Source organism: Gemmata sp. SH-PL17, from assembly GCF_001610855.1.
Lineage (GTDB): Bacteria > Planctomycetota > Planctomycetia > Gemmatales > Gemmataceae > Gemmata > Gemmata massiliana.
The window spans coordinates 2,136,284-2,158,626 of record NZ_CP011271.1 but is presented as its reverse complement, the minus strand read 5'-3'; the positions used below and the strand labels follow the sequence as shown (position 1 = coordinate 2,158,626).

Genomic DNA, 22,343 nt, shown 5'->3' with positions numbered 1-22,343 from the left:
GGGTCACTTCTTCTTTCGCGACTTTGACTGTTGTTTCGCCTTCGGTGTAGGCTCAGGCGGCGCAAACGCGGCCCGCAACCTCTGCATCACGTCGTCGTCGCTCAGGTGCGAGTGCGCGAGGCCCAGAGCGTCAAGGGTAGCGCGGGCCTGAGAGTGCGGAGCGGGCGTGGTGCCGATCGGTTTCGGTACCGACGGCTCTTTGGCTGGTGCTGTTGATAGCGCAGGCGGTGCCGCAGTAGTTGGTTTAGGCGACGGCTTCAACCGGCTCAAATTGAGCATCAGTTCGCGCCCTTCACGGATCGCAGCCGATTCCTGTTCCGGAGTTACTCCACCGCCACCACCCGGAACCGAGTACCGCTCGTCCGATCCCAACTGGAACTCGCGGTCGCGGCGCAACTGCTGTACGGCCGCGTGTATTGCTCGCAGCGGTACGCCCGGAAGGACTTCACGGATCTTGTGAAGCCCGACGAAGTTATTTTTGTCCTGCAACTTGTCGAATGCGCCGCGAACCTGGTCCATCACGTCCGGATCAGCCTGACCGAGATCGGGTCCGCCCCGAAGCCTAAACCTGTCGCCTTCAACTGTCGCGAACCCGTTTCGGACCATCGCGTTGACGCGCTCTGTTGGGCCACTCAGATCACCCGAATCTAGTTGGTCAGACGCGGCGAGCGCGCGAACGGCGTCGCGCACGGATATCTCACTAGAGCCTTTGGAGCTCTGCAATTTTGAAGCATCCGCACCCGCAGATTCGTACTCCGCATCAAACGCCCGATCCGTAGGGGTCTGCTTCGCGGATTCGTCTCCCGTTCGTGATTCGTCTCCCGTTCGTGATTCGCCCCCGCGCGGCGCCTTCGCCACGTACACCTCTTTACCGCCCGCGCCCTTCGTGTGCCACGCGCCGCCCATACCGCCGTGCTCGTCCTCGATGTCCTGGCCGTGGTCCGTGCGGGCATCCCCGCGCAGCAACCGCCCCGCTTCGTTCGCGTGGGCGCCATTGGCCGCGCCGAGCGACGGGTGCTTGCTCACCAGTTGCGGCGGTTGACCCGGTCCCGCGACGGTGTACACGCCGTAATCGTGGCCGTTGTGCGCGGCGAGGGTCTCGTGAGCGGCATCGAGATCCTTTTTTAGCTCCTGAATGCGCGGGTCGTACTGGTCCAGTTCCGCGCCGAGTTTGTCCCGTTTTTTGCCGGGCGGCAACTTGTTGAACTCGTCGGTGAGCGGCTGCACGTGGGCCAATATCGCGTCGAGTTTCGCTTTGGCTTGCTTCGCGCGAGACGACGGGGAATCTGTTGGCGCGGCCGTGGGTGAGGAGACCGGTTCAGGCGCACCGCCTCCGCTCGCCTTGATCTTCGCCCTCGCCGCATCGATCAGCGCCTGCACGCGCACCGCCTTCGTGCCGGTGAGCCGGGTCTTGCGCTCCTCCGCGATCGCGCGCAGCTCGTCACCGGTGTGCGTCGCAAGGAGATCGTCTTTGAGGGCGGCGAAGTGCTCCGGGGTAAGCTTCGAGGAATCGGCGAACGCCGCGTCGAGGCGCGAGCGCACGTCAGCCTTTGAAGGCTTGGACGGCTTAGCGGGTTCCGCTGCGGGCGCTGGGGCAGACTCCGGTTCTTTCTTCGGCGCAGGTGTTGGTTCTTTTTTGGTCGCGCCATCTCCTCCCGCGCCGCCATTCTCCGGACTGTACCGCACCGTGCGCCCGCCCTCGCGCTTGTAGTGCCGGCCGTTGGTCACCCAGCGCTCGCCCTCCTTGCGGTCGGAGAACTCGTTGACCTGATCCAGCGAGAACATCTCCACGTCGGCGTCAGACTGCGGTTGCGCCGCGGGCCGCTTCGCCCAGTTCCACACCAGGTTGCCGCCTGGCCCGACCGACGACTTCCGCACGAGCTTCGTCTTGTCGGCAAACTCACGCACACTCATCCCGAAGTGCCGGTGCAATGTGTGCGGATACGAGCCGTTGTCGTCCGCGAAGTAGTCGCTGTAACGTGATGCGTCGTCCGGGCCGAACGCAGCCTTGAACTGTGGCGATTCGTCCGACTCTTCCGCGAACGTGGTGGTGCGCTCGGATTCGAGGCGGGCGCGGGCCAGTTCGATGAGCCGAGCCGCGTGGGGGCGGAGGAGTTTCGCGAGTTCGGCGTCGGTCATACCAGCAACTCCTCCAGCAGACCACCGAACACACGGTCCATTTGCTCCGCACTCACTTCAATGTGATCGTCGCTGAACGTCGCGGCGGATTGGCCGTCATCGTCGTCGGAGAACTGCTTGCGCTTCACGCTCAGGTTCAACCGCCCGCCGCCCGGCACCATCGACGTGTTCAGCGACCGCGATGCCGTACCGCCGCCCTCCAGCGCCTCGCGGCACAGCGCACGAATCGTCTGTGCGAGGATCATGCGGGCCAGTTCCGGCGACACGTTCAGCTTCGCGGCAACGCGATCCGCGTGTTTTGCGGCCTGCGCGTCGGCCCACTTGTCGGCCCGAGCGAGCACGGCTTGCGACTCGGGCGACGAGGCGGCTTTGGTAGCGACGCGCTGAACGGCTTGTTGCTTCTTTTCGGGCGGGATCTTCTGGAGAGCGGCGGCAACGGCCTGGGCACCTTCAGAGGGTTGCTGTTGGCGCGCGCGCTGCTGTTGAGGCGTCTTGAGTTGAGCCGCCCGCGCGTTCAGTTGATCCATCTTCGCTTGCAGCGCCTTCACCTTCGGATCTTGCGCCGGGTCGCGTTTTTCAACCGCAGCGAGTTGAGCGCGAACCCGTTCGACTTCCGTGTTGGCGCGATCGAGCTTCTTTTGGTGACCGCGGAAGAGCCGGTCGTCGCTGTCGCGGTCGTCTTGGTTCCCATAGAGAACGCCAGGATTTACGCGAGATGGGTACTGCGGCGCCGGCGCGTCATCATCATCCGGGCGGTGGCCACGGACCCACCGGTGGCGCGAGCGGTCGAATACTGCACCGGGGAACGGGGGCGGACCAGTGCCAGGGGTGCGACCGGACGCGAAGTCCTGCGAGAACGCGGACGTATCGCCAACATCGCCACCGTCTACGCCCAGCGCATCCAGCGCCGCCGCAACCACCTCATCCTGCGTGCCGGTGGGATCGGCCTCCGACCCGCCACCCGGCGCGCTCGCGGGTTGGCTCGGGTCGCCCGGTTGCGCGAGCATCTGCTGTTGTTGCTGCTGGGCCTGCATTTGCGCCTGTTGCTGGCGCTCCTGCGGGCTCACGAGGCGATCGTTCTCGTCACGGGGGGCGGGCAGCGTGGTCGCTTCGTGGACCCATTCGGCGCTCACCTCGACGCCCGCTTCTTGCGCCTTGGTCACGACGTCAATAACGGTGCTGATCTGCTGCCAGTCGGTGCCGCCAAACCGCACGCGCGGCATGCGCGATTCGTCGAGGTCGAAGTTCGGCCCGACCAGCCACGGGATGAGCTGACGGTTGATGACGTCCGCGATGTTGTGCGCGATCCGCTTCTCGCCGGCGTTGGACGTGCCCTGTTGAACCTTGGTGTCGCCGTGCGCGTTCTGGCCGCCATCGCCTTCGACGAACGGCTGGGCAACCCCGCGTGTTGCGAAGAAAACGTCTTCTCGTCGCGTGTCAACGAAGTCCTTAAAACCGGAAAGCGCCGCACCAGTGGCCAGATCGATCGCCTCGATCGCGTCCTTTTCGTCGGTGAGAACCGCGTACCCGCCGCCGCGGAGCGCGGAGAGCGCCTGCTCCATCAGTGCGCGCTTTTGCGACGTCGTCTTCCCGACCATGTAGGGCAACCCGTACACGGTGAGCGCGATCTTCCAGAGCATGTACGCGGTGGAAATCGACTGCGACGCCGCGACCGCGGCGCGCCCGTCCGAGCGCCCGAACGGGTTGTTGAACATCCCGTTGTGGGTGTACAAAATATAACCGGATGGCTCGTAGTATTCGAGCCCGCGCACCAGGTTGACGACCCCGACGACGTTTCGATAGACGTCCAGTTGCAGCCTAATATGGCAGGTATCAAGACTGCGACAGTGCGCGAGCCCCCAGAGGCTGCGCCCCTTCCAGAACTGCTGCTTGAGGCGCTTTTCCAGGACCGAAAACCCGTCGATACTTCCGGGCAAATAAATGCTATCGATGAGACCGGGCCAACCGCCCGGGGCCATTGAAACGGTCCACTTCACGAACTCGGCAGCGGCGTTCGCCTCCCAATCGTCCTTGTCGCTGGCGAGTACCGTCGGCTCGAGGGCCTCAATGTCGTCAGCCTTACCGCGAACGGCGGCGAAGAACACAGGAGAGACGCCGTACTCTTTGCGATACGCTTGCCGCTGGGCCGCGGTCTCACACCCATCGCGATCCAGATCTAACGGCCCACGGTACGGCCCGTTGTAGACGTCCGACACCATGCGGTCGTGCGTAGGATCGGCGGCGCCGGGCGCGCCGAACATGCCCATGAAAAGGCCGTTCCACTGCGCCTGATTCTGGGGGATCGGCATCAGGGTAGTGACGCCGGCGCCGTTACTCTGGGCGGCAGGTGCGCCCGAGAGACGATTCGCGATGTTGTTGAGGCGGCCGAACATCACTTACCCTCGCCGTCGGTCATGGCTCGCATGTCCCGCCACCCGTCGCGCGCACCGAAGACGATGAGAGCCACGGCCGCGGAGCACACCCACGCGAGGCCGTAGAAGGGGGCGATGAGCGCGATACGGCCCCATGCGGAGATCCGAGCGGCCGATGGCTCAACAGGTTCTGCAGGCGCAGATGATGCAGATGGGGTTTCCGCAGTGGCGGGAGCAACAGGCTCGGAACCGGAACTATCACGGGTAACAAAGCGGATGATGAAGTAGGCGCAGACCGCGATGAACACCGCGGCGGAAAGGAGAGCACCGCAGAACCAAAGCACCGCCGCCATCGAATGCCCTCAAAATGCAGTCTGCGAACTGGTCGTGATGGAGCCCGCAATCGGGGCAGAAGGAGAACGCGCGCTCAGATGCGAATTCGCGGCATGCTGTGGCTGTTGCTGTTTGCGAACGCCTCATCGTGCTTCCGGTTAAACTCGCGATGGTCCGCGATCATGCTCGCCAACATCACGAACGCGATCCCAAGGAAGAAACCAACGCACAAAGTGACGACGCACAGAATGACGCACAACCAGGTCGCAACCATTAGTCACCTCATGATCTTCCGCGGCTCAATATTCCGCTTCGGATCGTCACGCGGATCTCGCACAACCCGGTCGCGCGTCAGGTCCGCAAGCCGGCCGCAGTACGCGCACTTGTGCCGGGCGATCTGCGCGCCGCACCCGTGACAGTTCTCGTTCATTGGGCCATGCTGACGCATTCGACCTTTAGCCCCTCTTCGAGGATGAGGCATGGGGTTTTGCGGTCGAGCCAGTCCTGAACACGCTGGTTGATGTCATTCTTCTGAGTTTCGGAACTCACTCGCGAAGCTGGTCCGGTTATCACGATGAGGGTTCGTGACGGCTTCACAACCGTCACCGGCAAAGCCGTATCCGTGCGCGAACACGAAGCGCGGCCAATAGCGTTTTCTTCTTTCACAACGAGACCCTTCGAGGGCGAGATGCGCGATAATCGCCAGGAGCCTGAACCCTACCCACACCAGTTGCCTGCCCTCCGCCCTGCACTACCACCCGAACTGCGGGCGCGGCACCAGCGGCTCGACCTGCGGCGCGCGGTAGTTCGGGTCCGGCGCAGCGTAGTTGCTGCTCACCCATCGCTCGGCGTAGCGCATGGCATCCGCGCCGTGATCGTTCTCCGCGATCGGCTCGTCCTTTAGAAAATCCTCGTCCCAACGGTACTCGACCAGTTCCGCAATAGTGCATGATGGCGTACCGCGCTCTTCCAGGTTCGGGTCCGGCTCGTGCGCGAGCGCGTCCTCGACGAAAAAGATCCTCGGCCTCCCCAACGTGCCATCCGGGTTCGTCTCGCGGTCGAACCGGCTCTGCGTCGCCTCGATCCCCTTATCCCGGTCCGCCTTGTCTGCCAGGTCCAGCGGCAGTGCGCTCGCCTTCTCGAACTCCTCGCGGCGCTCCTGGTCGTGGTCACAGACGATCGCGAGCGGGTGCGGCTCCCGGCCCGATTCGAGCTGCTCTTTCGCCCACTTACCGAGGAGGTCCGGGCGCGTGTTCGTGCGGAAGAACTCGCGGTACAGGTACATGCGGCCGGGCGGGTCAATGGCCCACATCTGGAGCACGGTCGGCGACGTCTTGCCCCAGTCGATCGACCACACCCGCGGCCACTCGCGCGGCGCGACCCACCCGCGCGGCAACTGGTGCAGGTCCGGGTCGAAGGCGTACACGACACCTTCCGCGGCCGCCCACAGCCCGAGGAGAAACCGCTTGCGGCGCATCCCGGTCATCTGGAGCAGGCGCCCCTTCACGTACCGGACGCCCGCTTCGGTCCACTTCCGGGCGTCGGCGTCGTAGTACCGCGGGTTCTCGTGGTGCTTCGACTCGTACAACTTGCACTTCTTCGCGTCGCACCGCTTCTTCAACCAGTGGTGCGGCGTGGTCGGGTTGCAGTCGCCGAAGAGCTGATCGTAAGGGCCGGCCATCGCGCGCAACCGGCCCCGAGCGTCTCCCAGTCGGTGAGCTCGAGGTCCGTCGCTTCCGGGACGTAAATCAGATCCCACTCGGACGAGAGCACCTTGTCGGGCTTGTCGAGACCGGCCGTCACGAGCACCGAGCGCTGCCCGTTCTTCACCGGGAACTTGTACTCGTGCCGGTTCATGCGCTCGCGCACGGGCGTAATCATCGGGTGCCCGGAGCCGAGTACGTCGCGCTCCCATGTGACAAGTGCGGTTTCGGTCAGGCTGTGCCGGGTTTTACGCAGGATCAGCATCCGAGCGCCGGGCCAGTCCTGACCGAATTTCAGGATCTTGAGCAGGTTGGCGAGCGTCTTTCCGGTACCGGCCGCGCCCGAAATGAGGTACTCGCGCGAGTGCGTGTCCTCGAACGCGCGCAGGTTGCCGCCGCACAGTTTGAAGGATCGCTCTCCGACGGCCATTACTTCGCACCCGGCAGCGGTCCCGCGGCCTCCACCTTCCGATACCCGAGGCTCAGCGCGACCTGCAGAGCCTCGCTCCACGTCGGGAACGGGCGCCGGTTTTCGCGCTTGTACCGGTCCATCGCCTTCATGAACTCGGTTTCGGCGTCGGTGTAATCGACCGCGGCCGCCGAGTCGATGCGCGCGCGCTTGGGGAGCCTAGGCGGGGGCATCGGCGGGCGCCTCCAAGTCGTCCGGCGGGGGGATGTGGGCCGGGCCGCGCTCGATCACGAGGGGCGCGGCGGACTTATTCTCCTGCACAGCGGCGTCGGTGCCGATCATGCGGCGCCACGCGGCGAGCGTCTTCTGCGCCTCGGTGCGGTTCGTGGTCTTCACCTTCCGCACGTAGCCGATCAGCTCGCGTGCGCGAGCCATCTTGCCGGTATCGGGGTGCGGGCGCTCGACCCACTCGTACAGTTCTTCGGTCTCCACGCCCTCGATGACCGCGGCCAGCTCGTCGGGCCACTCGTGGGGGGGCTTGATGCATCCGTTCGCGTCGTAGAGCTTCCGCAAGTCCTTGTTCGCCGAGCGCGCGAGCCCCTGGGCGATCACCTCGATTGTGGCTTTTGCAGCGTCCGCGGCGGCGGTTTGGAGGTTGCGGATAAAAGCGGAAATGTCGGGTTTTTTGAGCAATTCTGACGCGGCTTTGGCCGTCGCAACGCGGTTCGGTTTTTCCGGGAAACCGGCGTCGATGTAGCACTGGGTCGCGTTCTTCTTGTCCACCCACAGGACGCAGAACCGCACCTCGGTCGCGGACAGAGGGGGCTTGCGCTTGTGGCGCCGCTGGCGCTTCGTTGGAAGTGGATCGCTCATCGCAATCGGCACTTTCACCGCCCCAGTTGCCTGAGCGAGTGCGGGTTGCGCCCGTCCTGGTGCGGCGCTATGGTGGGGCGCATGAGCTCCGTCGCTTACCTCCGGCTTTGCGATCCGCACGCAGGCAACCTGCCATTCTGCAATCCCGGTATCGCCCCGGGGGACGCGAACATGGGTACAGGCAAACGGGTTGCGTGGGACGAGGACGACGATCGCGACAACAAGCCGGACAACCGGAGGGTGACAAAGGGCGGAACAACCCTGTCGCTGTTCGACGGCGCGGAGGACGATACGGAGCCCACTTACGAGATCAAGTGCCCGAAGCGCCCAACCGGTTACGCGGCACAGGTGTGGGCCGATGACGGCTATTGGGAGTTGCGCGGGCTGTTCAGTTGCAACGCGGCAGCGCGCGTTGCGGCCCAAAGTGCGGCGGCGAACGGGCTGCTGGTGGGCAAATCGTGCGAAGGGGCCGTGTGGCACAAGAAGCGGTTGCGGAACCCGGACCGGCGGTACAAGTACGTGCGGCAGGTGAAGGGCCGGGCGTGGCAGGCGCGGGCGTGGCTCGGCGACGGGCGCGGGTCACTGAACCTGGGGCTGTTCACGGTGGAAGCGTGCGGCGAGGGGCTGGCGGAACGGGCTGCGGGGCTGGTGGCCGAGGCGTTCGACCGGGAGTGGTACGGGGAGCGGACGGTAGGTGAAGTGGTCGAAATGCTGAAACGAGCGCGGAAGGCGAGCGAGCGCATCCCGTTGGGGGTGACCGTACCCGAACACCAGCGCGGGTTGCTGAAAGTCGAAACCCGGCGCGAGTACAAAGCGGCGGAAGCGGTGGCGCGGGTGGCGCGCGACAACCTGTTCGGGGAGAGCATCACCCCGGAGAGCGTGCTAGAGAAGTGGCACCGCGAGGAGGAGCGGCGCGAGGAGTACTTCGACGACTTCGCGCAGGGCCTGGAGGAGGGGGAATCGGTCGAGGATCTGGTAGAGTTATTGGCCGGGTGACTTTGCCTTCCTGATCGCGTTCCGGCTCACGACGTGCTTCTCGCCGCCCTCGAACTCAACGAGCGCACTGTTCATCGTGCCGCGGGCGAGCAGCCGGCACCGCTTGCCCTTGAGTTCCGGGCGGTACCGGCGCCACCGGTAAACTCGGTCGTAAACGGGTACGGTCATGCTGCCACCTTGGGGAATTCGCGGACGCGGAGATCCGCGGGCCATTCGTCCGGGTTCCCGCCCTTGTCGTCGAGCAACCGGAGCGCGATCGTGTCCTCGTTCGGCCCCTGGCGGAATGACCGAACGTCGCCCGGGAATTGGTCGAGCGGGTCAATGATGTTGGTGGCGTGGATGAGGGCGCCGAGTTGTTTCACGAACACGGGCGTGTCGGAATGCTGGCACTGCTCCACAAGTGAGCGAGCCCATGCCAGTTGCATCGGTCGAGCGCCGTGCCCGGACTCGCCTCCGACGATCACCCAATCAAGTCGGTGCCACGCGAGCGATTCTGCACCCTCAACGCAGCACTCGCACCGGATGTTCGGCAGGTGCAAACAGTTGATTTGCGGGACCACACCACACTGACGACACCGCTCCGGCCCGCCGTCGATGTGCTGAAGATCGATCGACCCGAGGAGCGGCTCGCAAGAGAGGAAGTGAACCGCCGCCGGCGCGGTGAGCAGGTGCGGGATACGCGCGTCGGCCTGCTCTTGGTTCTCGACCGTGGTTCCAAGCCAGATGTTCGGGAGCTGTTCGGCCACATCGTGCGCGTCGATCCGCCCAAACGTGCCGAGGATGTTCTCCGGGCGTTTCGTGAGGAGCAACCAATCCAGGTTCGGCGTGTCGCGGATCAGGAAGAACAACCGCTCCCGAATATCGTCCATCGTCACCCACCGGCAGCCCGGTTCGAGAACACCGTTCCACGCGGCCGGGACGGGCGAATTGCTCATCGACCCGTGACACCACCACATCGGGTTGCCCTTCGCATCAATCATCGGGCCGCCCCACGCCTCGAACACGTCCGCCATCGAAGCGCAGAACACGCGGCGCCGTTCGCCCGCGGCTTCCGCGTCACGGTCCCACTTCAACGGTTCGCGCCACATCGCTTCGGACGCGACCACGCGCGTACCGTTCGGCCCCCAGATCCCGAGCACCTTGGGGTTGCGTTTCGCCTGGGTGTCGGCATAGCAGTTCTGGCACCCAGCGCTGACCTTGGTGCAGCCACGCCACGGATTGAACGTGTGATCGCACCAAGCTATTTTCGTGTTTTCCATGTCACTCTTTCTTTCCGCGGTTGAGGTAAGCTGTCGCCTTTGACAGCAAGTCCAACGAGTCTTTGAAAAGGCCGAGCCCTTTGTTGCACTGCCCGCACAGCAGCCCTCGCACGGCGCCCGTCGTGTGATCGTGATCCACTTCAAGTTCCTTTCGGCGACCACAGATCTCGCACTCATAGGCTCCGGTGCGAAGCTGACGGGCCTCCTCGACAGTGATCCCGTAACGAGATGCCGTAGCCTTGTAGCTAACACACTGTTTGCAAGCCGAAGTGAGCCCGTTGCTTCTGGAACTGTCCACGCCGAAGAGATGAAACGCTTGCCACTGCCGACAGCAGTAGCACCAGGCCTCACCGTTCGTGCGTCGCCGTTCCCATTCCTCGAATGTCACGCCGATCTTGGTTGCCGCGCCTTTGTTAACCCCGGATGAGCTACCCATTCGATCCCCTCAGCTAGACGATGAAGCCGAAATGATAGCGCGTAGCATCGGCGCTCAGTAACTCAGTTGGGTCCGGGATGTGTCCATTGGATCTTGCTATTTTCGGCCATTACGCGGCTTCCTTTGCAGTTTGGGTGATGGGGGGCTGGTTCACGAGCAGCACCTCGGGAGCCGTGCCGCGCATCGACCGGCTCGCGTTCGCCATTGCGCGGTGGACTGGAATCGCGATCTTGCCCCAGCCGGGGTACAACTCCGCCAGTTTCGGGTGGTCGTAATAGCTCACGACGCACCGCGTGTGTTTGAAGCGACCGATCGCGGTCGCGAGGCGCGCGTGGTCGGGATCGGTGAAATCGTGCTGGTAGTCGTCGGATTTCTTGAGGTACGGCGGGTCGAGGTAGATCACCGTGCCCGCCTTGTCTTCGACCTTTGTGCACAGATCGATCCCGTCGCCCTGGTAGATCGCGACCGTGCGCAGCCGCTGGTGCCACCACGGGAGGGAATCAACGGCCGCCGCGAAGCGTACCGCCGGGCACCCGCCGTTGCTCGTAAACCGGCGCGCGAAGTTCGAGCGCACCGAGGTTCCGGCGACACCGTTCATGCCCATCCACGAGCGGACGAAGTATCTATAGGCGCGCTCGACGCCCTCCTGATCGGCCGCGGGATCCTTGAGCCAGGTAACCGTTTCCCGGTACAGCCCCTCGTGGACCAGCGTGCGGCGCAAGCGCCACTCGAGATCGGGCGCGAGTTTCGGGTCGGCGACAATTCGCGCGAGGTTGATGAGATCGTTGTGCAGATCGTTAACGGTCTCCTGGCGCGACGGGTCTTTCGCGAGCAACACGGCCATCGAGCCGCAGAACGGCTCCCAGTAAACCGAGTGCGGGCCCAACTGGTGGATAATGCGGGCCGCGAGGGTGCGCTTCGACCCGTACCACGGCGCGAGAGCGGTGATGTTCACGCTGCGGCCCGTCCTTTCGCGATCATGTCCGCACAGTTGGCCCGCACGATCGCCGCGGCGACATCGGGACACACGGAATTGCCAATTCTTTCAACCTGATTCGTGTTCGTGCCGGTGAGCACGTAGTTCTCGCCGAACCCCTGCGCGCGGGCCAGTTCGCGCGGGCGGAGCATCCGCATTCCGATGTCCACGATCACGTAGGGTTCGCCCTCGATCTCGACGGTGACGAGGCCGAAGCGATCTTTGCCCGTGACCGTTGGGGCCGGCGCGTCCACCTCGCACCCGATCGCGGTGCCGAAGTATTTGACCAGGAAGGAGTAAACGAGGGCCGCGTGCCCGCCCGTCGTGACGGTGCGCATCGGTTCGTCGGTCCCGCTCCACTGTTTCTCGCCGTGGTTCATGTGGACCAGGTTCGCGACCGTGAGTTGATTCTGGGCGCCGCGTGCGGTCGTCGTGGGGAGCGGGGTATCGGCCGGGACGCCGACCATACCACCGTAGTGTTTGGTGACGAGCGCCGCGACGACGGCCGATTTGCCCTGGCCGCCGCCGGTGACGGTCGGGGCCGGAGCGTCAGCAGGCGCGCCGACGGAGCCGCCGAAGTGTCTCGCGAGGAACGCGGACACGAGCGCGTGCTTGGGGGTTCCGACCGCGGTGCCGAGGGGCTTGTGCAGGTCGAGGGCGCGGGGCGATTGCCCTTCTCGCTCCCCGTAACCGACTTGAACGAGAGACGGCGCGACGAGCAAGTGCTCGGCTTTGCTCGTCAGCGTGGTGACGGGTTCGTCAGTTCCGTTGCTGTACGCGCCGTTCCCGCCCGTTTGCCCGATGCGCGCGATAACGGGGGCGACGAGACCGAGTTCGCCGCGGTTGGCCCCGGTGACGGTCGGGAGCGGTTCGCCCGGCGGGTGCGAGCGGCGCTCGCCCGCGTGGGTGAGGGGCGAGACGATCGGGGTGACGAGGCCGAATCGCGGGTCGGCCGTGATTGCGCCGATCGGCTGGCCCAGATCCCTGGAATGGTTGTCGCTGGCGCCTTTCTCCGTGTTGTACCGCACGATGAAGGGTTGCGGGTTGTCGAGCACGTACCGCTTGATCCCCATCGCGATCCGCTTGAGGGTCTTTTCCGCGAGCGGCTTCTTGCGGCTAAAGATGCTCGGACACGGCACCGACCAGTCGATGCACTCCGCGGCCGTGCGCCACGGCTTGAGTTCCGAGGAGAACAGGTCGCGACCAATCTTCGCCGGGTCGCCGTGGGTCGGCTCCGGCCAGACGATCGGCCTTTTGTCCCGGCGGGCGATGAGGAACAGGCGCCGGCGGTGGGTGGGCGCCCCGTAGTCAGCCGCGTTCAGCACCTGCGTTTCGACCTTGTACCCGAGTCCCTTGAGCCGGCCGCAAAACTGCCGGAACGTTACGCCCTTCCGGTCCGGGTCGGGCACCTTGTGCTCGGTCTCCCGGACGGCCGCAGCGTCGCACCGCGGGCACGCGCGCTTGCCCCGCCGTTTCAGGCACACCTGTCCCTCGGTGCCGCGCCACTGGCACGCGGCGCAGTCCCAACGCGGGCACAGCGGCCCCCACTCCTGGAACTCGCGCACGTTCTCCAGGATGATGACCCGGGGCGCGACCTCGGCCGCCCACTTGATGACCACCCATGCTAGCCCGCGGATCGATTTCTCGACCGGCTTCCCGCCCTTCGCCCGGGAGAAGTGACGACAGTCCGGGGAGGCCCAGAGGAGGCCGACCGGTTTGCCGGCCGTGACCTGTCGCGGGTTCACCCGGAACACGTCCTCGGTCAGGTGCCGGGTGCGCGGGTGGTTGGCCGCGTGCATCGCGATCGCGCCGGGGTTGTGGTTGATCGCGATGTCCGGCCCGCGCCCGAGCGCCCGGGCAATGCCCTCAGACGCCCCGCCCCCGCCGGCGAAGCTGTCGATGATCAGTTCTCGCGCCGCCCGTGCCATTCGCTCTTCCTTGTTGGGTTTCCGGTCGCTATCACAAGCCCGCGGCCCGGCGGTACCGGACAGCTTCACTGCGGCGTTACGCCGTGGACGAGTTTCAGCCCTTCACAACTGCGACTCGCGCCCCAAGGCGGCAGACCGCATTGGGGCGCGGCAGGTGGCCAGTTAGTGACCAGCCGCCGGGCCGCTTACGCTGCCTTCAGCGGCGCGAGCACGGCGTCGCACTCGTTGCAGACCCAGTGCCCCGCGCGCCCGCTCTGGCTGGGGTGCGAGCACACGGGCGGGATGCTGGTCCCGGTTAACGTCGCGAACCGCTGCAAGAACTCGCGTTCCGCCCGCTCCGGCGCCCACGGCTCAATGAGTTCCGGGAGGATCGCGAAGCCGTTCGCAGGGACGTGGTGCCAACCGTCGGTGAGCGGGGACATGAGGTCGCGGGCTTCGGTCACCAGCAGAATCTCGTCAGCCTTGGCCACCGGCCCCCACGCGGCTTCGTTCGATGCCGGGGGCCCTCCGAGGGCGACAACGAGAACATCCAGCAAACGGTCCTCGGCGCCCTTGAGTGTCGATGAAAACGTGTCGCCGTCGGCATCCCGAAACGTTATGCTCAAAAACCGTTTCCAGGGCCTGGCGATATCACCCATGTATGCTTCGGCCGCGTCGTGCAGGAGAGCGGCCAGAGCCGATTCGGGCGGCACGATCTGTGACGCGAGAACGCTGTGTTGCGCGACCGAGTAAAAGGTTCGCGAGTGCCCGGTGAAACGGCACAGGAGCGAGAGCGCGTGGGCGATGTCCCGCACGTCCACGTCCTCGGGGCGCGGGTCTAGGGGCCAGAACTTGCGGCCCGTAAATGTTTGCACCCAGTCGCCCCGGCGCTCAGATTGAACTGCAGTAACCATTTGGCACTCCCTCCTGTTTGGTTTCCGGTCGTGTCAGTTCCGTTTGCCGGTCAGTTCCGCGTAGATCGCGAACCAGTGCTCGGGCCGCCACCGGAACACCCGCGTGCCGGCTATGCTCTCGAACAGCGCGAGCCACTTCTCCTGGTCCGCGGTCGTTTTGTTCCGCCCGACCTTCAGTTCCGCGACGACCAGCACGCCCGTTCTGATGACCACCAGGTCCGGGAACCCGGCCGGGCACAGGCGCGAGTCGTACACGTGGAACCACTCCCAGCCCTCGGCGGTCGCGAGCGCGGTGACCTTGGACTGGAACTTGGCCTCGGACAGCCCGAGGACCGGGTTCACGCCCGCCTGGGTGAGCATCTTCAGCTCGAGTGCGGGCGCGACCCTGGATCCCACGTTAGTTCCCTTTCACGAGTTCGAGCAGCGCGCCCTCGGCCGGTACGCCGCACACGCGGTACCCGTGCGGGTACTTGTGCTTGCGGCCCGTGGCGTGAGCGTCCGCTTCCGCGCGGGTGCGGTACACGCCCTCGGTGGTCCACTGGTCGTGTTTCGTGCGCTTGCCCTTGGGCTGCAACCGCACCTGGAACAGGTACACGTGCCCCTCGTCGATCGGCGGTTCGGGCGCGGGCATGAGGGCCTCGGTCGGGTGGTCCGGCCGTCCCTGGCCCTCGGTTGAGTTTTGTGGTTACGCCGCCATCCACCGGGCGCTGGTGCCCTTGAGCCAGGCGCCGATCTCCTTGGTTTCCTGTGACCAGTAGCTCGTCATCCGGCGCGCCATGAACGCCGCGAACATCTGGTCCACGATCTCGGCCAGGTCGCGCACCTGCTGGAGCCGGTCGAGTTCGCGGGCGCGCTGTTCGCCCTCGGCGTCCGCCTGCGGGAGCTTTACGCTTGAGAGCGCGAGGGTTTCGGCCTGGATGATGAAGCTGAACTGTTCCGAGTTCCGGACGACGGTGAGGGCGGCCTTGCGGGGCAATTTCCCGGCCCGCACCGCGGCCTTGGTCTCCGGGAGGCGGATCGCCTGGTCGGAGTTCATCGTGTCGTTGCCGGTGGTCCCGCGCGGGCACTCGAGCTTGATGCCGCCCTGGAACACGAACGTGATGCGGGAGCCGTCGGGGGAGGTGATCGTGTCCCCCTCGCACTCCGCGAAGTACCAGAGCCAGAGCAAAAACTCGTTGCCCAGGAACTGCGGGACGCCCTCGGTCGGGCACCACGCCGGGTGATCCTCGGGTGTGACACCGGGGACGAACGGCGAGAGGTGCTCGTGCTCGGCCTTCGGGTGCAGCGCGCAGGCCAGGCTCGCCGCGGTGACGGGCGCGAGCGACCCGGCGAGGGCCTCGGTCTGGGTGAGGTTCGCCGGAAAGGTCTGCTCCCAGAGCGCCATGAACCGGGCCGCATCGGTCGCGCTCGTGGACCCCAGGAACGCGCAGTTGGTCACCGCGTCCCAGAGGCACGGGGACAGCTTCCACTTGCGATACCGCCCGTCCCGGGCCTCCTGGGTGAGCCGGTCCCGGGCGCTCTCCTTCGCCTCGCGCTTCTGCCGGGCGCTGGCGAACCCGCTCGGGTTGTCCTTCGAGAGCGCCTTGAGTTCGGTCTCGTAGTACGCCTTGAGCCGGTCCCCCGGGAGCCGCTCGGACCGCACGCAGAAGTCGAACAGCAGGTGGTCCGTGTACACGTTCTTCAGCTGCGTGAAGTCCGTGTCCCAGATGTGCGCGCCGGCCGCCCACCCGGTCTCGACGCCGTCGGCCGACGCGACCTCCTGGCGCCCGACCGCGTTCTGGGCGAGGCGCTCGAGGTGGGCCTCGTCGAACAGCCGCGGCTTCGGCCCCGCGACCCGGAACCGCTGGAACGTTAACGAGCCCTTCAGGAACGACATCGCATTCTCCGGTTTGGAACCTCGGTACACCCGTCACGGACGATTGTGAACACCCGTGGCCCGCGCCCGCACTCCGCGGCCCACCAGCGCGGGAGCCGCTCCAATTGGGCCGCGACCGTGGCCTCGACTTCCGCCGCCGTGGGCTCGCGCGGGGGCGGCCCGGGGCGCTTGGGCGGGGTCGCGGCGAACACCGCCGGGTCGCGGTAACACACCCAGCACAGGCCCCGCCCGGCCGGCTTGCTGCGGAGCGCCTTGCCGCAGTGGGCGCACGCCCGGGGCTTCGGCACGGGAATCACTCCCCGCCCGTGTACGCGTGGCGCTCGTCACCGCCCGCGGCGCTCGGGTCGAACAGCTTCAGCCCCGGCCCCGCGGGCGGCGCGGGGAACGGCAACACGGCGGGCGCCTCGAACACATCGAGCGCGGCCGACACGTTTCGGCCGATCCGCCGGCACGCGCGATCGGCGACCGTGGCGCACTCGTCGGCCCGCTTCGCGCCCTCGATCGCGAGCCCGGCCGCGTGGGTCGCGCGACCCGCCTCCACGGCGCTCTCGCGCGCCGCGGCGGCGGCCCGCCTCCGGTCCCTCCGGCACGCGCGCACCTTGCGGGCGAACACGATCAGCACCGCGGACTGGCCCGCCAGGAGCGCGGCCTGCAACAACTCGGTCATGGGGTCACTCGGGTGGTTTGAACACGTCGCCCAGTTTTTGGATCAGGCCCGTGGGCCGCTTCGCCAGGTCCGCTCGCGCGGCCGCCCGGGCCGCCTCCTCCCGCTGGCGCTGCGCGAGGATCTGTGCCGCTTTCGCCGCGTGGTCCACGACCGGGGGCGCGACCGGGGCGCCGTCCTCCCAGCGCCGGCCGTTGAGCCAGGTCGTCGGGTGCGGGACCGTCGACCGCCCGTCCACGAGCCGTGGCGCGAGCGGTCCGCTCCCGAGCTTCTGCGCCTCGATCGCCCGGAGCATCGCCTCGAGCAGCTCTGCCGGAGGGTCGATCCGCGCGAACGCCTTCGCCGCGTCGGCCCGCTTCTCGTGCCGCGGGTAGGCGGCCCAGAACCGCTGGAACCGCGGGTCCGCTTCCGCCGCGGTGGGGTCGGCCCGGGCGCGCCGGGGCTTGGGCAGCTCGGGTGCGGCCGCCGCTCCGCTCCCCCGCTCGGGGGGGGGTAGGGGGGTCTTTTCTTCTTCTTTCTCTCTCTGACTCTGAATTGCATTGCTCGGGCAATGCCCGGGCATTGGGGTGGCTATAGCTACCCCAATGGGGTGGCTATTGGCATTGGCGGTCGCGCCGGTTCTGCCGCCCGTCCACCGCTTTTCGGCGCCCGCCCGCCCGTGTTCCCGGGCCAACTTCATCCGCTTAAGGGCCTCGTCGTACTCCCGCCGGAGACGCTTGCTATGCAACCTGCCGTCCGTGCCAAGTCGGAACGGGACGAGGACGCCGGCCTTCACTTCCGCCCAAGTGACCGCGTCGAGGCGCGCGAGGCGCGCGAGGACTTGGTCGTCGTTTGGAAGCGAGGCCGGCGGCTCGGCCTGCCACGCCTTGCACAGGAGGAGCATGTAAGCACCCACTTGCAGGGTCGACATTGCCTCGACGTTGATGTCGTTGGCGAAGTCGGTGGGGTAGAACGCGAAATACGGGGGCCGTTCCATCACGAACTCACGGTGTCGAACTGGTCCCTTTACGCCGCCTTCGTGGCCGGTTCCTCGCCCGCGACTTCCCCGTCCACGATCCGGACCCCGACGGCGTCCCCGTCGGCCACGCGCTCGATGAGCACCTGCGCGCCGGCGCCCGCGGCCAGTTCTTCGAGCAGCTTGAGCCCGTCCGCATCGAGGAGCGACCCGTCGCGGATCAGCATGAGCTTGAGTTTGGGGTTGAGCGCGAGGCCGATCGCGACCGAGGTGCGCAGTCGCTCGGCCCCCGAGGACTGGCCGAACGGGATGCCGTTGAGTGTGACGCCGCCGTCTTTCAGGCCGAGGCCGGGAACCGGCAGAGCCGCGGCCGCGAGCGTCTGTGCGAACTGCTCCTCGGCGTGGTTCATCTGGTCCGTGAGTCGCTTCGATTCGGCCTCTTGCGCGGTCACTTCCTTTTCGCGGTTGGCGCGGATCTGCTTGGACCGCACGGCCTTGTTGATCCCCTCGGCCCCCTTCCCGCGCTGGCGGATCGGCTCCAGGTCGGGCGGTGTGGGCATTGCGTTGGCCGCGTTGCACGCCGCCAGGGCCCGTTCCCCGGACTGGGCCAATTCGGTCTCGGCCTCGGCGAGCTGGGCGCGGAGGCTGTCGACCTTGCGGCCCGCAATTGCGACCGCGGTTTTCATGGTCTCGACTGCACGTTTTGCGGCGTCGAATTCCTTGCGAGCCTTGTCCGCGGCTGTCAGTTCATTGAGGATCTCGGCGACGCTGACCTCCTCGTCGGGTGTCCCCTCGGGCACCGGGGCCATGAGTGCAAGCGCGCCCCTCAGTTCCTTCACCTGCCTGTTGATGTGGGCGCGCTGGTCGAACAGCTCCTTCTTCGCGGCCTGGTGCGACTCCAGGTCGATCCCCGCGACCCGCGCGATCGTCCCGGCCTGTTCGCCCGGCTTCATCCGCCCGAACGCGAGCGGGTCGAACATCAGTTCGCCCACGAACTTGTCGAGCACGGCCTGCGGGCTCTTGTAGCTGAGCCCGTCCTTCGCCAGCACCTCGAGGCTGGAGCCCTTCGCGGTCCAGCGCCGCTTGACGACGATGTCGCCCAGGTCCACCTCGACCGCGGCCCGGTCCTGACCGGCGCGGATCGGCATCTCCGGGGCCTGCGTCCCGCCCCCGAGCGCCGCCGCGATCGCGTCGAGCACCGAGGTTTTGCCCGCGCCGTTCTTGCCCGTGATCGGGGTGACGGGGCCGGTCGGGGCGACGCGCACCGCGACCAGTTTCTTGAAGTTCTCGGCGCGCAACTCAATGAGCCGCATAGATCCTCCGTGTGTTTGGGAGCGGTTCGGGTGAATCAGTCAACGGGCCGGTCAGATGGGTTGTCGAATAGGGACTTCTGTGGTTCGCCGCCGAAGATCGTGGCGCCGAACTCGTCCCTCTCGACGCCGTCGTCCGTCGCTTCCGGCGCGGGCTTCTCCGCGACGCGCTTCCGCGCCGCCTCGCTCGCGGCCTTCAGTTTCACTTGGGCCGGGGGCGGGAGCTGGTTCCAGACGTCGCCGCGCTGCTGCTCGAGCTTGGTCAGCGCCTCGTCCGTGTCGCACGCGGCGTACTGGTCGAGCAGTTCCTTGACGGTCGGGAGCGACTTGGGTGCGGAGCCGGCCGCCCACTGCGCGAGCTTCTGGCCGATCTCCTCCGAGAGCGGCTCGGGGCGCGCGAAGATCTCCCGAAACTGCTCGGGGAGTTTCATCGCCATCGCCTCGCCCGGGTAGTCCGATTCCCAGGTCGGCACGCCCCCGGACTTCGGGAGCAGGAGCACGTTGGCGGTCATCTCGAACACCAGTTCGTCGCCCGAGACCGGGACGAACCCCATCTGGACCACTTCCGTCTTGCCGTTCTGCTTGAGCGGCTTCGACACGGACTTGGCGCGGAAACAGAAGATGAAGTTGCAGTTGAGTTGGAGCAGCCCGCCGATGAACTTGCGCCGGGCCGCTTTCGGCTTCGCCCACGCGAGCATCTTCATGCGCTCGCGCTTCTGGTAGTCGTCCCCGGCCATCCGGGTGAGTTCCTGTTCCTGGAAGTCCACCATCCCGCCCGGCCCCTCGTGCTCGTGAGAAGCCGAATCAATCACGACGATCTTGGACCCCGCGGCGACGCACGCCTGGATCGCGGCCAGGTAGTCGAGCGAGCCGAACGGGGCGCGGAAGTCCAGGTGCCGGAACCGGAACCGGTCGCTGTAGTGCAGCGCGCGCCGGGCCTCGGTGTCGATCACGGCGATGTCCCCGCCGGTGACGCGCTGGATGCCGGTCGCGACGCGCAGCGCGCTCCACGTCTTGCCGCTCCCGGACGGGCCGACGATCCCGATGAGGAGCGGCACCTGTTCGCGGACGGCGGGCTTGATCTCGAACGTTCGGGCTGGTGCGGTCACGGCTCAATCTCGTGTGGTTCGGGAATAGTTTTTGGCGTGCGCTACTCGGTGCCGAGTTCTTCTTTCAAAGCCCACACCGGGGCCTCGATCTGAACCGGTTCCGTCGCATACGCGGGCCAGTGGCCCGTTTGCAGGCACTTCGCCCACAGCTCGCACGCGCGCTTCCACCGGCTGCGCCCGTGCTCGCGGAGCGTGCCGTCGGGCCGCGCCACGGTGAGCGCGACCCGCTTCGGCGCGCCCTCGGGCAGCTCCTCCGCGAGCAACCACACGAAATCCTCGCGCCCGGCGATTTCCGGGTTGAGCTTGCGGAGCGCGGACGTGTACGCGGCGAACTGGATGTCGTAACCGAAGTCGATGGCCTTCTTCGCGAACTTCTTCGGGTCCGCGCACGTGTTCTTGAGGTCCAGGATCGCGCCCGCCTGGATGCGGACGGCGTCCATCATCCCGCGGCACAGGACCGGTCCGAGGCCCGTCTCCTCGTACCAGAACACCGGGGCCTCGGTGCGGAACCCGGCCAGGTCGAACCCGGCCAGTTGGATCTCCGTGACCAGATCGCGAGCGATCGCCGCGAGGCTCTCGTACTTGTGCACGAGGACGGGAATCAGCCCCTCGGCGCGGGCCGCGTCGCGGGCGGCCTTCGCCGCGTCGGTGCGGTAGTCCTTGAAGTGGAGCACCTCGACCACCGGCCCCTTGCCGAGCAGCATCTCGTGAACGATGGTTCCGCTGTCCATTTCCTCGGTCGCCTCGCCCCGCAACCCGCCGAACTTCGGGTGCTTGAGCCAGGCGTGCAGCGGGCTCTCGTTGAGGAGCACTTTGGCGATCGAGGCCGATAGCGAGGGTGACGGACAGGGGTCACGGTGGTACTCAGCGGCGGTCATGTCGACGATGCACGGCGGGTTCATGGCTGCTCCGGTGAAAGGCGCCCGGGCCGTCCCTGGCCGGGGTCGCGGTAGCTGCGGGAATCAGAACGGGATGATCGTGGCCGCCGGGTCGTACCGGAGCGCGCCGCCGGCCTCGACCACGCACGTGGCCCGGACCTCGCACCACGCCTTGGCCGCGTCGAGCGAGAGGAAGTCGGGCGACGAGCGAATCGGGGCCATCGGATCGCCGAGTCCGAGGCGCGAATCCGTGGCCCGGAAGACGGCGCTGTTCAGAACGGCGCGAAACACGCGCCACTCCGCGCCCGCGTCGCCGTAACCGACCCAGCCGCCGTCGGCTCCTTCCCGCACCCATCGCAACCGGTTGGTTTCGAGCCGCCCCCGGCACCAGTCGAGGGCCGAGGACTCGTTCGCGAGGGGGCCGGTGGACTCGCCGGTCCAGTGGTCCGTTGCGATGTAGTAGGCGCCGGAGGTGGCGACGATCTCGAACCGGCCGTTGGCGCTCGTCTTCCGAATCGCACTCGTTTGGTGCCACGTGATGCCCGCGCGGTCGGCCGCCGCGTGCGGGTCTTGTTCGAGCGTGAGGAACTCGTCGGTGCTGTCCGAGACCGACGGGGCCGGGTTAGTCGGTGGCGAGAAAATGCTCTCCGGGTCGGCGTCGGGAGTTGCGGCGGAGGGCTGTTTCGGTGCCGTGGGTGCGACCTTCGCAGCGGGTGGCGCGCCACCAATCGGTTCGGCCCGCACGACGAGCGCCGGGTTCACCTCGATGACCATTCCCGCGACGACCAACTGGTACCGCACGCTGAAGCCGAACAGCTCGTTCGTCTCGACCACGGCGACGATCGGGAACGCGGCCCGGTCGCCCAGCGCGCCGATAAACTGCGCGAGCGCCGAAGACACTACCGACAGCGAGCGGAACCGCACGAAGTCGCCGGCGCGGTAGATCTCGGTCGGGGCGGGGAGGGCCACGGGCGCGCGCGGCTCCGCTGGCCCGCTGTTCGCAGGGGCTACCATGCTCGAACTCCTAAGTGTGAAAAGAATTAGCCTGCTACTGGCTCAGCCCCGAGTCGAACGGGGTAGTGATCCTGCCCGCACTCACCAGTACCCCCACCCCGCAAGCAGATGGTTGATGCGGTTTTGAACCGCCAGCGGCAGGACTGTTGCTGAACGGGTCACCGTGCCCGCACCTGAACCAACGCCCCGATTAACTCACACGGCTCGGGGCCACACCGCT

26 protein-coding genes are annotated in these 22,343 nt (G+C 66.7%); 1 reads left to right on the top strand and 25 read right to left on the bottom strand.

Translation table 11 applies throughout. The features are described 5' to 3' along the window. Positions 1 to 3: 3 nt before the first annotated feature. The 9 genes from VT84_RS08925 to VT84_RS08890 form a co-directional block, all read right to left on the bottom strand. Positions 4 to 2,139: a hypothetical protein gene (locus VT84_RS08925; RefSeq protein WP_082839269.1), complete on the bottom strand. Its 2,136-nt coding sequence runs from the start codon at positions 2,137 to 2,139 to the stop codon at positions 4 to 6. Next, positions 2,136 to 4,532, bottom strand: coding sequence for a DUF935 family protein (locus VT84_RS08920; protein ID WP_082839268.1), 2,397 nt, complete (start codon positions 4,530 to 4,532; stop codon positions 2,136 to 2,138). The genes VT84_RS08925 and VT84_RS08920 overlap by 4 nt, the downstream gene beginning before the upstream one ends. Continuing rightward, on the bottom strand, positions 4,532 to 4,864 hold the full coding sequence (locus VT84_RS08915; protein ID WP_082839267.1) for a hypothetical protein: 333 nt from the start codon (positions 4,862 to 4,864) through the stop codon (positions 4,532 to 4,534). The genes VT84_RS08920 and VT84_RS08915 overlap by 1 nt, the downstream gene beginning before the upstream one ends. A gap of 74 nt (positions 4,865 to 4,938) precedes the next feature. Then, entirely contained in the window at positions 4,939 to 5,118 is a 180-nt protein-coding gene (locus tag VT84_RS08910; RefSeq protein WP_082839266.1) for a hypothetical protein, read from the bottom strand. A gap of 152 nt (positions 5,119 to 5,270) precedes the next feature. After that, positions 5,271 to 5,393 (bottom strand): hypothetical protein, encoded by a 123-nt coding sequence (locus VT84_RS41650; RefSeq protein WP_255359537.1) that lies wholly within the window; start codon positions 5,391 to 5,393, stop codon positions 5,271 to 5,273. Between the two features lie 202 nt (positions 5,394 to 5,595). Then, positions 5,596 to 6,525 (bottom strand): hypothetical protein, encoded by a 930-nt coding sequence (locus VT84_RS08905; RefSeq protein WP_082839265.1) that lies wholly within the window; start codon positions 6,523 to 6,525, stop codon positions 5,596 to 5,598. Beyond that, positions 6,462 to 6,977 carry a hypothetical protein gene (locus VT84_RS08900; protein ID WP_082839264.1) on the bottom strand — a complete coding sequence of 172 codons (516 nt, stop codon included), beginning with the start codon at positions 6,975 to 6,977 and terminating at the stop codon, positions 6,462 to 6,464. Before VT84_RS08900 ends, VT84_RS08905 begins: the two co-directional genes overlap by 64 nt. Further along, a complete protein-coding gene (locus tag VT84_RS08895; RefSeq protein ID WP_082839263.1) occupies positions 6,977 to 7,189 on the bottom strand; it encodes a hypothetical protein in 213 nt (70 codons plus the stop codon). The genes VT84_RS08900 and VT84_RS08895 overlap by 1 nt, the downstream gene beginning before the upstream one ends. Beyond that, a complete protein-coding gene (locus VT84_RS08890; protein ID WP_157469338.1) occupies positions 7,176 to 7,829 on the bottom strand; it encodes a terminase small subunit in 654 nt (217 codons plus the stop codon). The genes VT84_RS08895 and VT84_RS08890 overlap by 14 nt, the downstream gene beginning before the upstream one ends. An 81-nt stretch (positions 7,830 to 7,910) precedes the next feature. Between VT84_RS08890 and VT84_RS08885 the strand changes: the two genes are divergently transcribed. Next, complete coding sequence (locus VT84_RS08885) at positions 7,911 to 8,825, top strand: hypothetical protein (RefSeq protein ID WP_157469336.1); 915 nt, start codon at positions 7,911 to 7,913, stop codon at positions 8,823 to 8,825. Here the strand turns inward: VT84_RS08885 and VT84_RS08880 are convergent. The 16 genes from VT84_RS08880 to VT84_RS08805 form a co-directional block, all read right to left on the bottom strand. After that, the gene (locus VT84_RS08880) at positions 8,811 to 8,993 is read right to left on the bottom strand and encodes a hypothetical protein (RefSeq protein WP_082839260.1); all 183 of its coding nucleotides are present in this window, start codon (positions 8,991 to 8,993) and stop codon (positions 8,811 to 8,813) included. The two genes, VT84_RS08885 and VT84_RS08880, sit on opposite strands and share 15 nt — an antisense overlap. Then, the gene (locus VT84_RS39535) at positions 8,990 to 10,084 is read right to left on the bottom strand and encodes a DUF5131 family protein (protein WP_162271642.1); all 1,095 of its coding nucleotides are present in this window, start codon (positions 10,082 to 10,084) and stop codon (positions 8,990 to 8,992) included. Before VT84_RS39535 ends, VT84_RS08880 begins: the two co-directional genes overlap by 4 nt. 1 nt (position 10,085) lies before the next feature. Further along, on the bottom strand, positions 10,086 to 10,520 hold the full coding sequence (locus tag VT84_RS42160; protein WP_082839259.1) for an endonuclease domain-containing protein: 435 nt from the start codon (positions 10,518 to 10,520) through the stop codon (positions 10,086 to 10,088). Between the two features lie 109 nt (positions 10,521 to 10,629). Next, on the bottom strand, positions 10,630 to 11,475 hold the full coding sequence (locus VT84_RS08865) for a DNA adenine methylase (protein WP_162271641.1): 846 nt from the start codon (positions 11,473 to 11,475) through the stop codon (positions 10,630 to 10,632). Then, positions 11,472 to 13,424 carry a DNA cytosine methyltransferase gene (locus VT84_RS08860; RefSeq protein ID WP_082839257.1) on the bottom strand — a complete coding sequence of 651 codons (1,953 nt, stop codon included), beginning with the start codon at positions 13,422 to 13,424 and terminating at the stop codon, positions 11,472 to 11,474. The genes VT84_RS08865 and VT84_RS08860 overlap by 4 nt, the downstream gene beginning before the upstream one ends. Positions 13,425 to 13,609: 185 nt before the next feature. Next, positions 13,610 to 14,317, bottom strand: a complete 708-nt coding sequence (locus VT84_RS08855; protein WP_082839256.1) for a hypothetical protein — start codon at positions 14,315 to 14,317, stop codon at positions 13,610 to 13,612. 33 nt (positions 14,318 to 14,350) lie between these two features. After that, positions 14,351 to 14,713, bottom strand: a complete 363-nt coding sequence (locus tag VT84_RS08850; RefSeq protein WP_082839255.1) for a hypothetical protein — start codon at positions 14,711 to 14,713, stop codon at positions 14,351 to 14,353. 1 nt (position 14,714) lies between these two features. Beyond that, complete coding sequence (locus tag VT84_RS08845; RefSeq protein ID WP_082839254.1) at positions 14,715 to 14,948, bottom strand: hypothetical protein; 234 nt, start codon at positions 14,946 to 14,948, stop codon at positions 14,715 to 14,717. 54 nt (positions 14,949 to 15,002) lie between these two features. Further along, the gene (locus VT84_RS08840) at positions 15,003 to 16,193 is read right to left on the bottom strand and encodes a hypothetical protein (protein ID WP_082839253.1); all 1,191 of its coding nucleotides are present in this window, start codon (positions 16,191 to 16,193) and stop codon (positions 15,003 to 15,005) included. After that, a complete protein-coding gene (locus VT84_RS08835) occupies positions 16,181 to 16,480 on the bottom strand; it encodes a hypothetical protein (RefSeq protein WP_157469334.1) in 300 nt (99 codons plus the stop codon). The genes VT84_RS08840 and VT84_RS08835 overlap by 13 nt, the downstream gene beginning before the upstream one ends. A gap of 5 nt (positions 16,481 to 16,485) precedes the next feature. Further along, positions 16,486 to 16,860 carry a hypothetical protein gene (locus VT84_RS08830; protein ID WP_082839251.1) on the bottom strand — a complete coding sequence of 125 codons (375 nt, stop codon included), beginning with the start codon at positions 16,858 to 16,860 and terminating at the stop codon, positions 16,486 to 16,488. Between the two features lie 4 nt (positions 16,861 to 16,864). Further along, complete coding sequence (locus tag VT84_RS08825; protein WP_082839250.1) at positions 16,865 to 17,833, bottom strand: DUF1376 domain-containing protein; 969 nt, start codon at positions 17,831 to 17,833, stop codon at positions 16,865 to 16,867. Positions 17,834 to 17,862: 29 nt separating this feature from the next. Further along, positions 17,863 to 19,125, bottom strand: coding sequence for an AAA family ATPase (locus VT84_RS08820; RefSeq protein WP_082839249.1), 1,263 nt, complete (start codon positions 19,123 to 19,125; stop codon positions 17,863 to 17,865). A gap of 35 nt (positions 19,126 to 19,160) precedes the next feature. Next, the gene (locus VT84_RS08815; RefSeq protein WP_082839248.1) at positions 19,161 to 20,231 is read right to left on the bottom strand and encodes an AAA family ATPase; all 1,071 of its coding nucleotides are present in this window, start codon (positions 20,229 to 20,231) and stop codon (positions 19,161 to 19,163) included. A gap of 41 nt (positions 20,232 to 20,272) precedes the next feature. Then, positions 20,273 to 21,133, bottom strand: a complete 861-nt coding sequence (locus tag VT84_RS08810; RefSeq protein ID WP_082839247.1) for a PD-(D/E)XK nuclease-like domain-containing protein — start codon at positions 21,131 to 21,133, stop codon at positions 20,273 to 20,275. Positions 21,134 to 21,193: 60 nt separating this feature from the next. After that, on the bottom strand, positions 21,194 to 22,123 hold the full coding sequence (locus VT84_RS08805; RefSeq protein ID WP_082839246.1) for a hypothetical protein: 930 nt from the start codon (positions 22,121 to 22,123) through the stop codon (positions 21,194 to 21,196). Positions 22,124 to 22,343 lie beyond the last annotated feature (220 nt).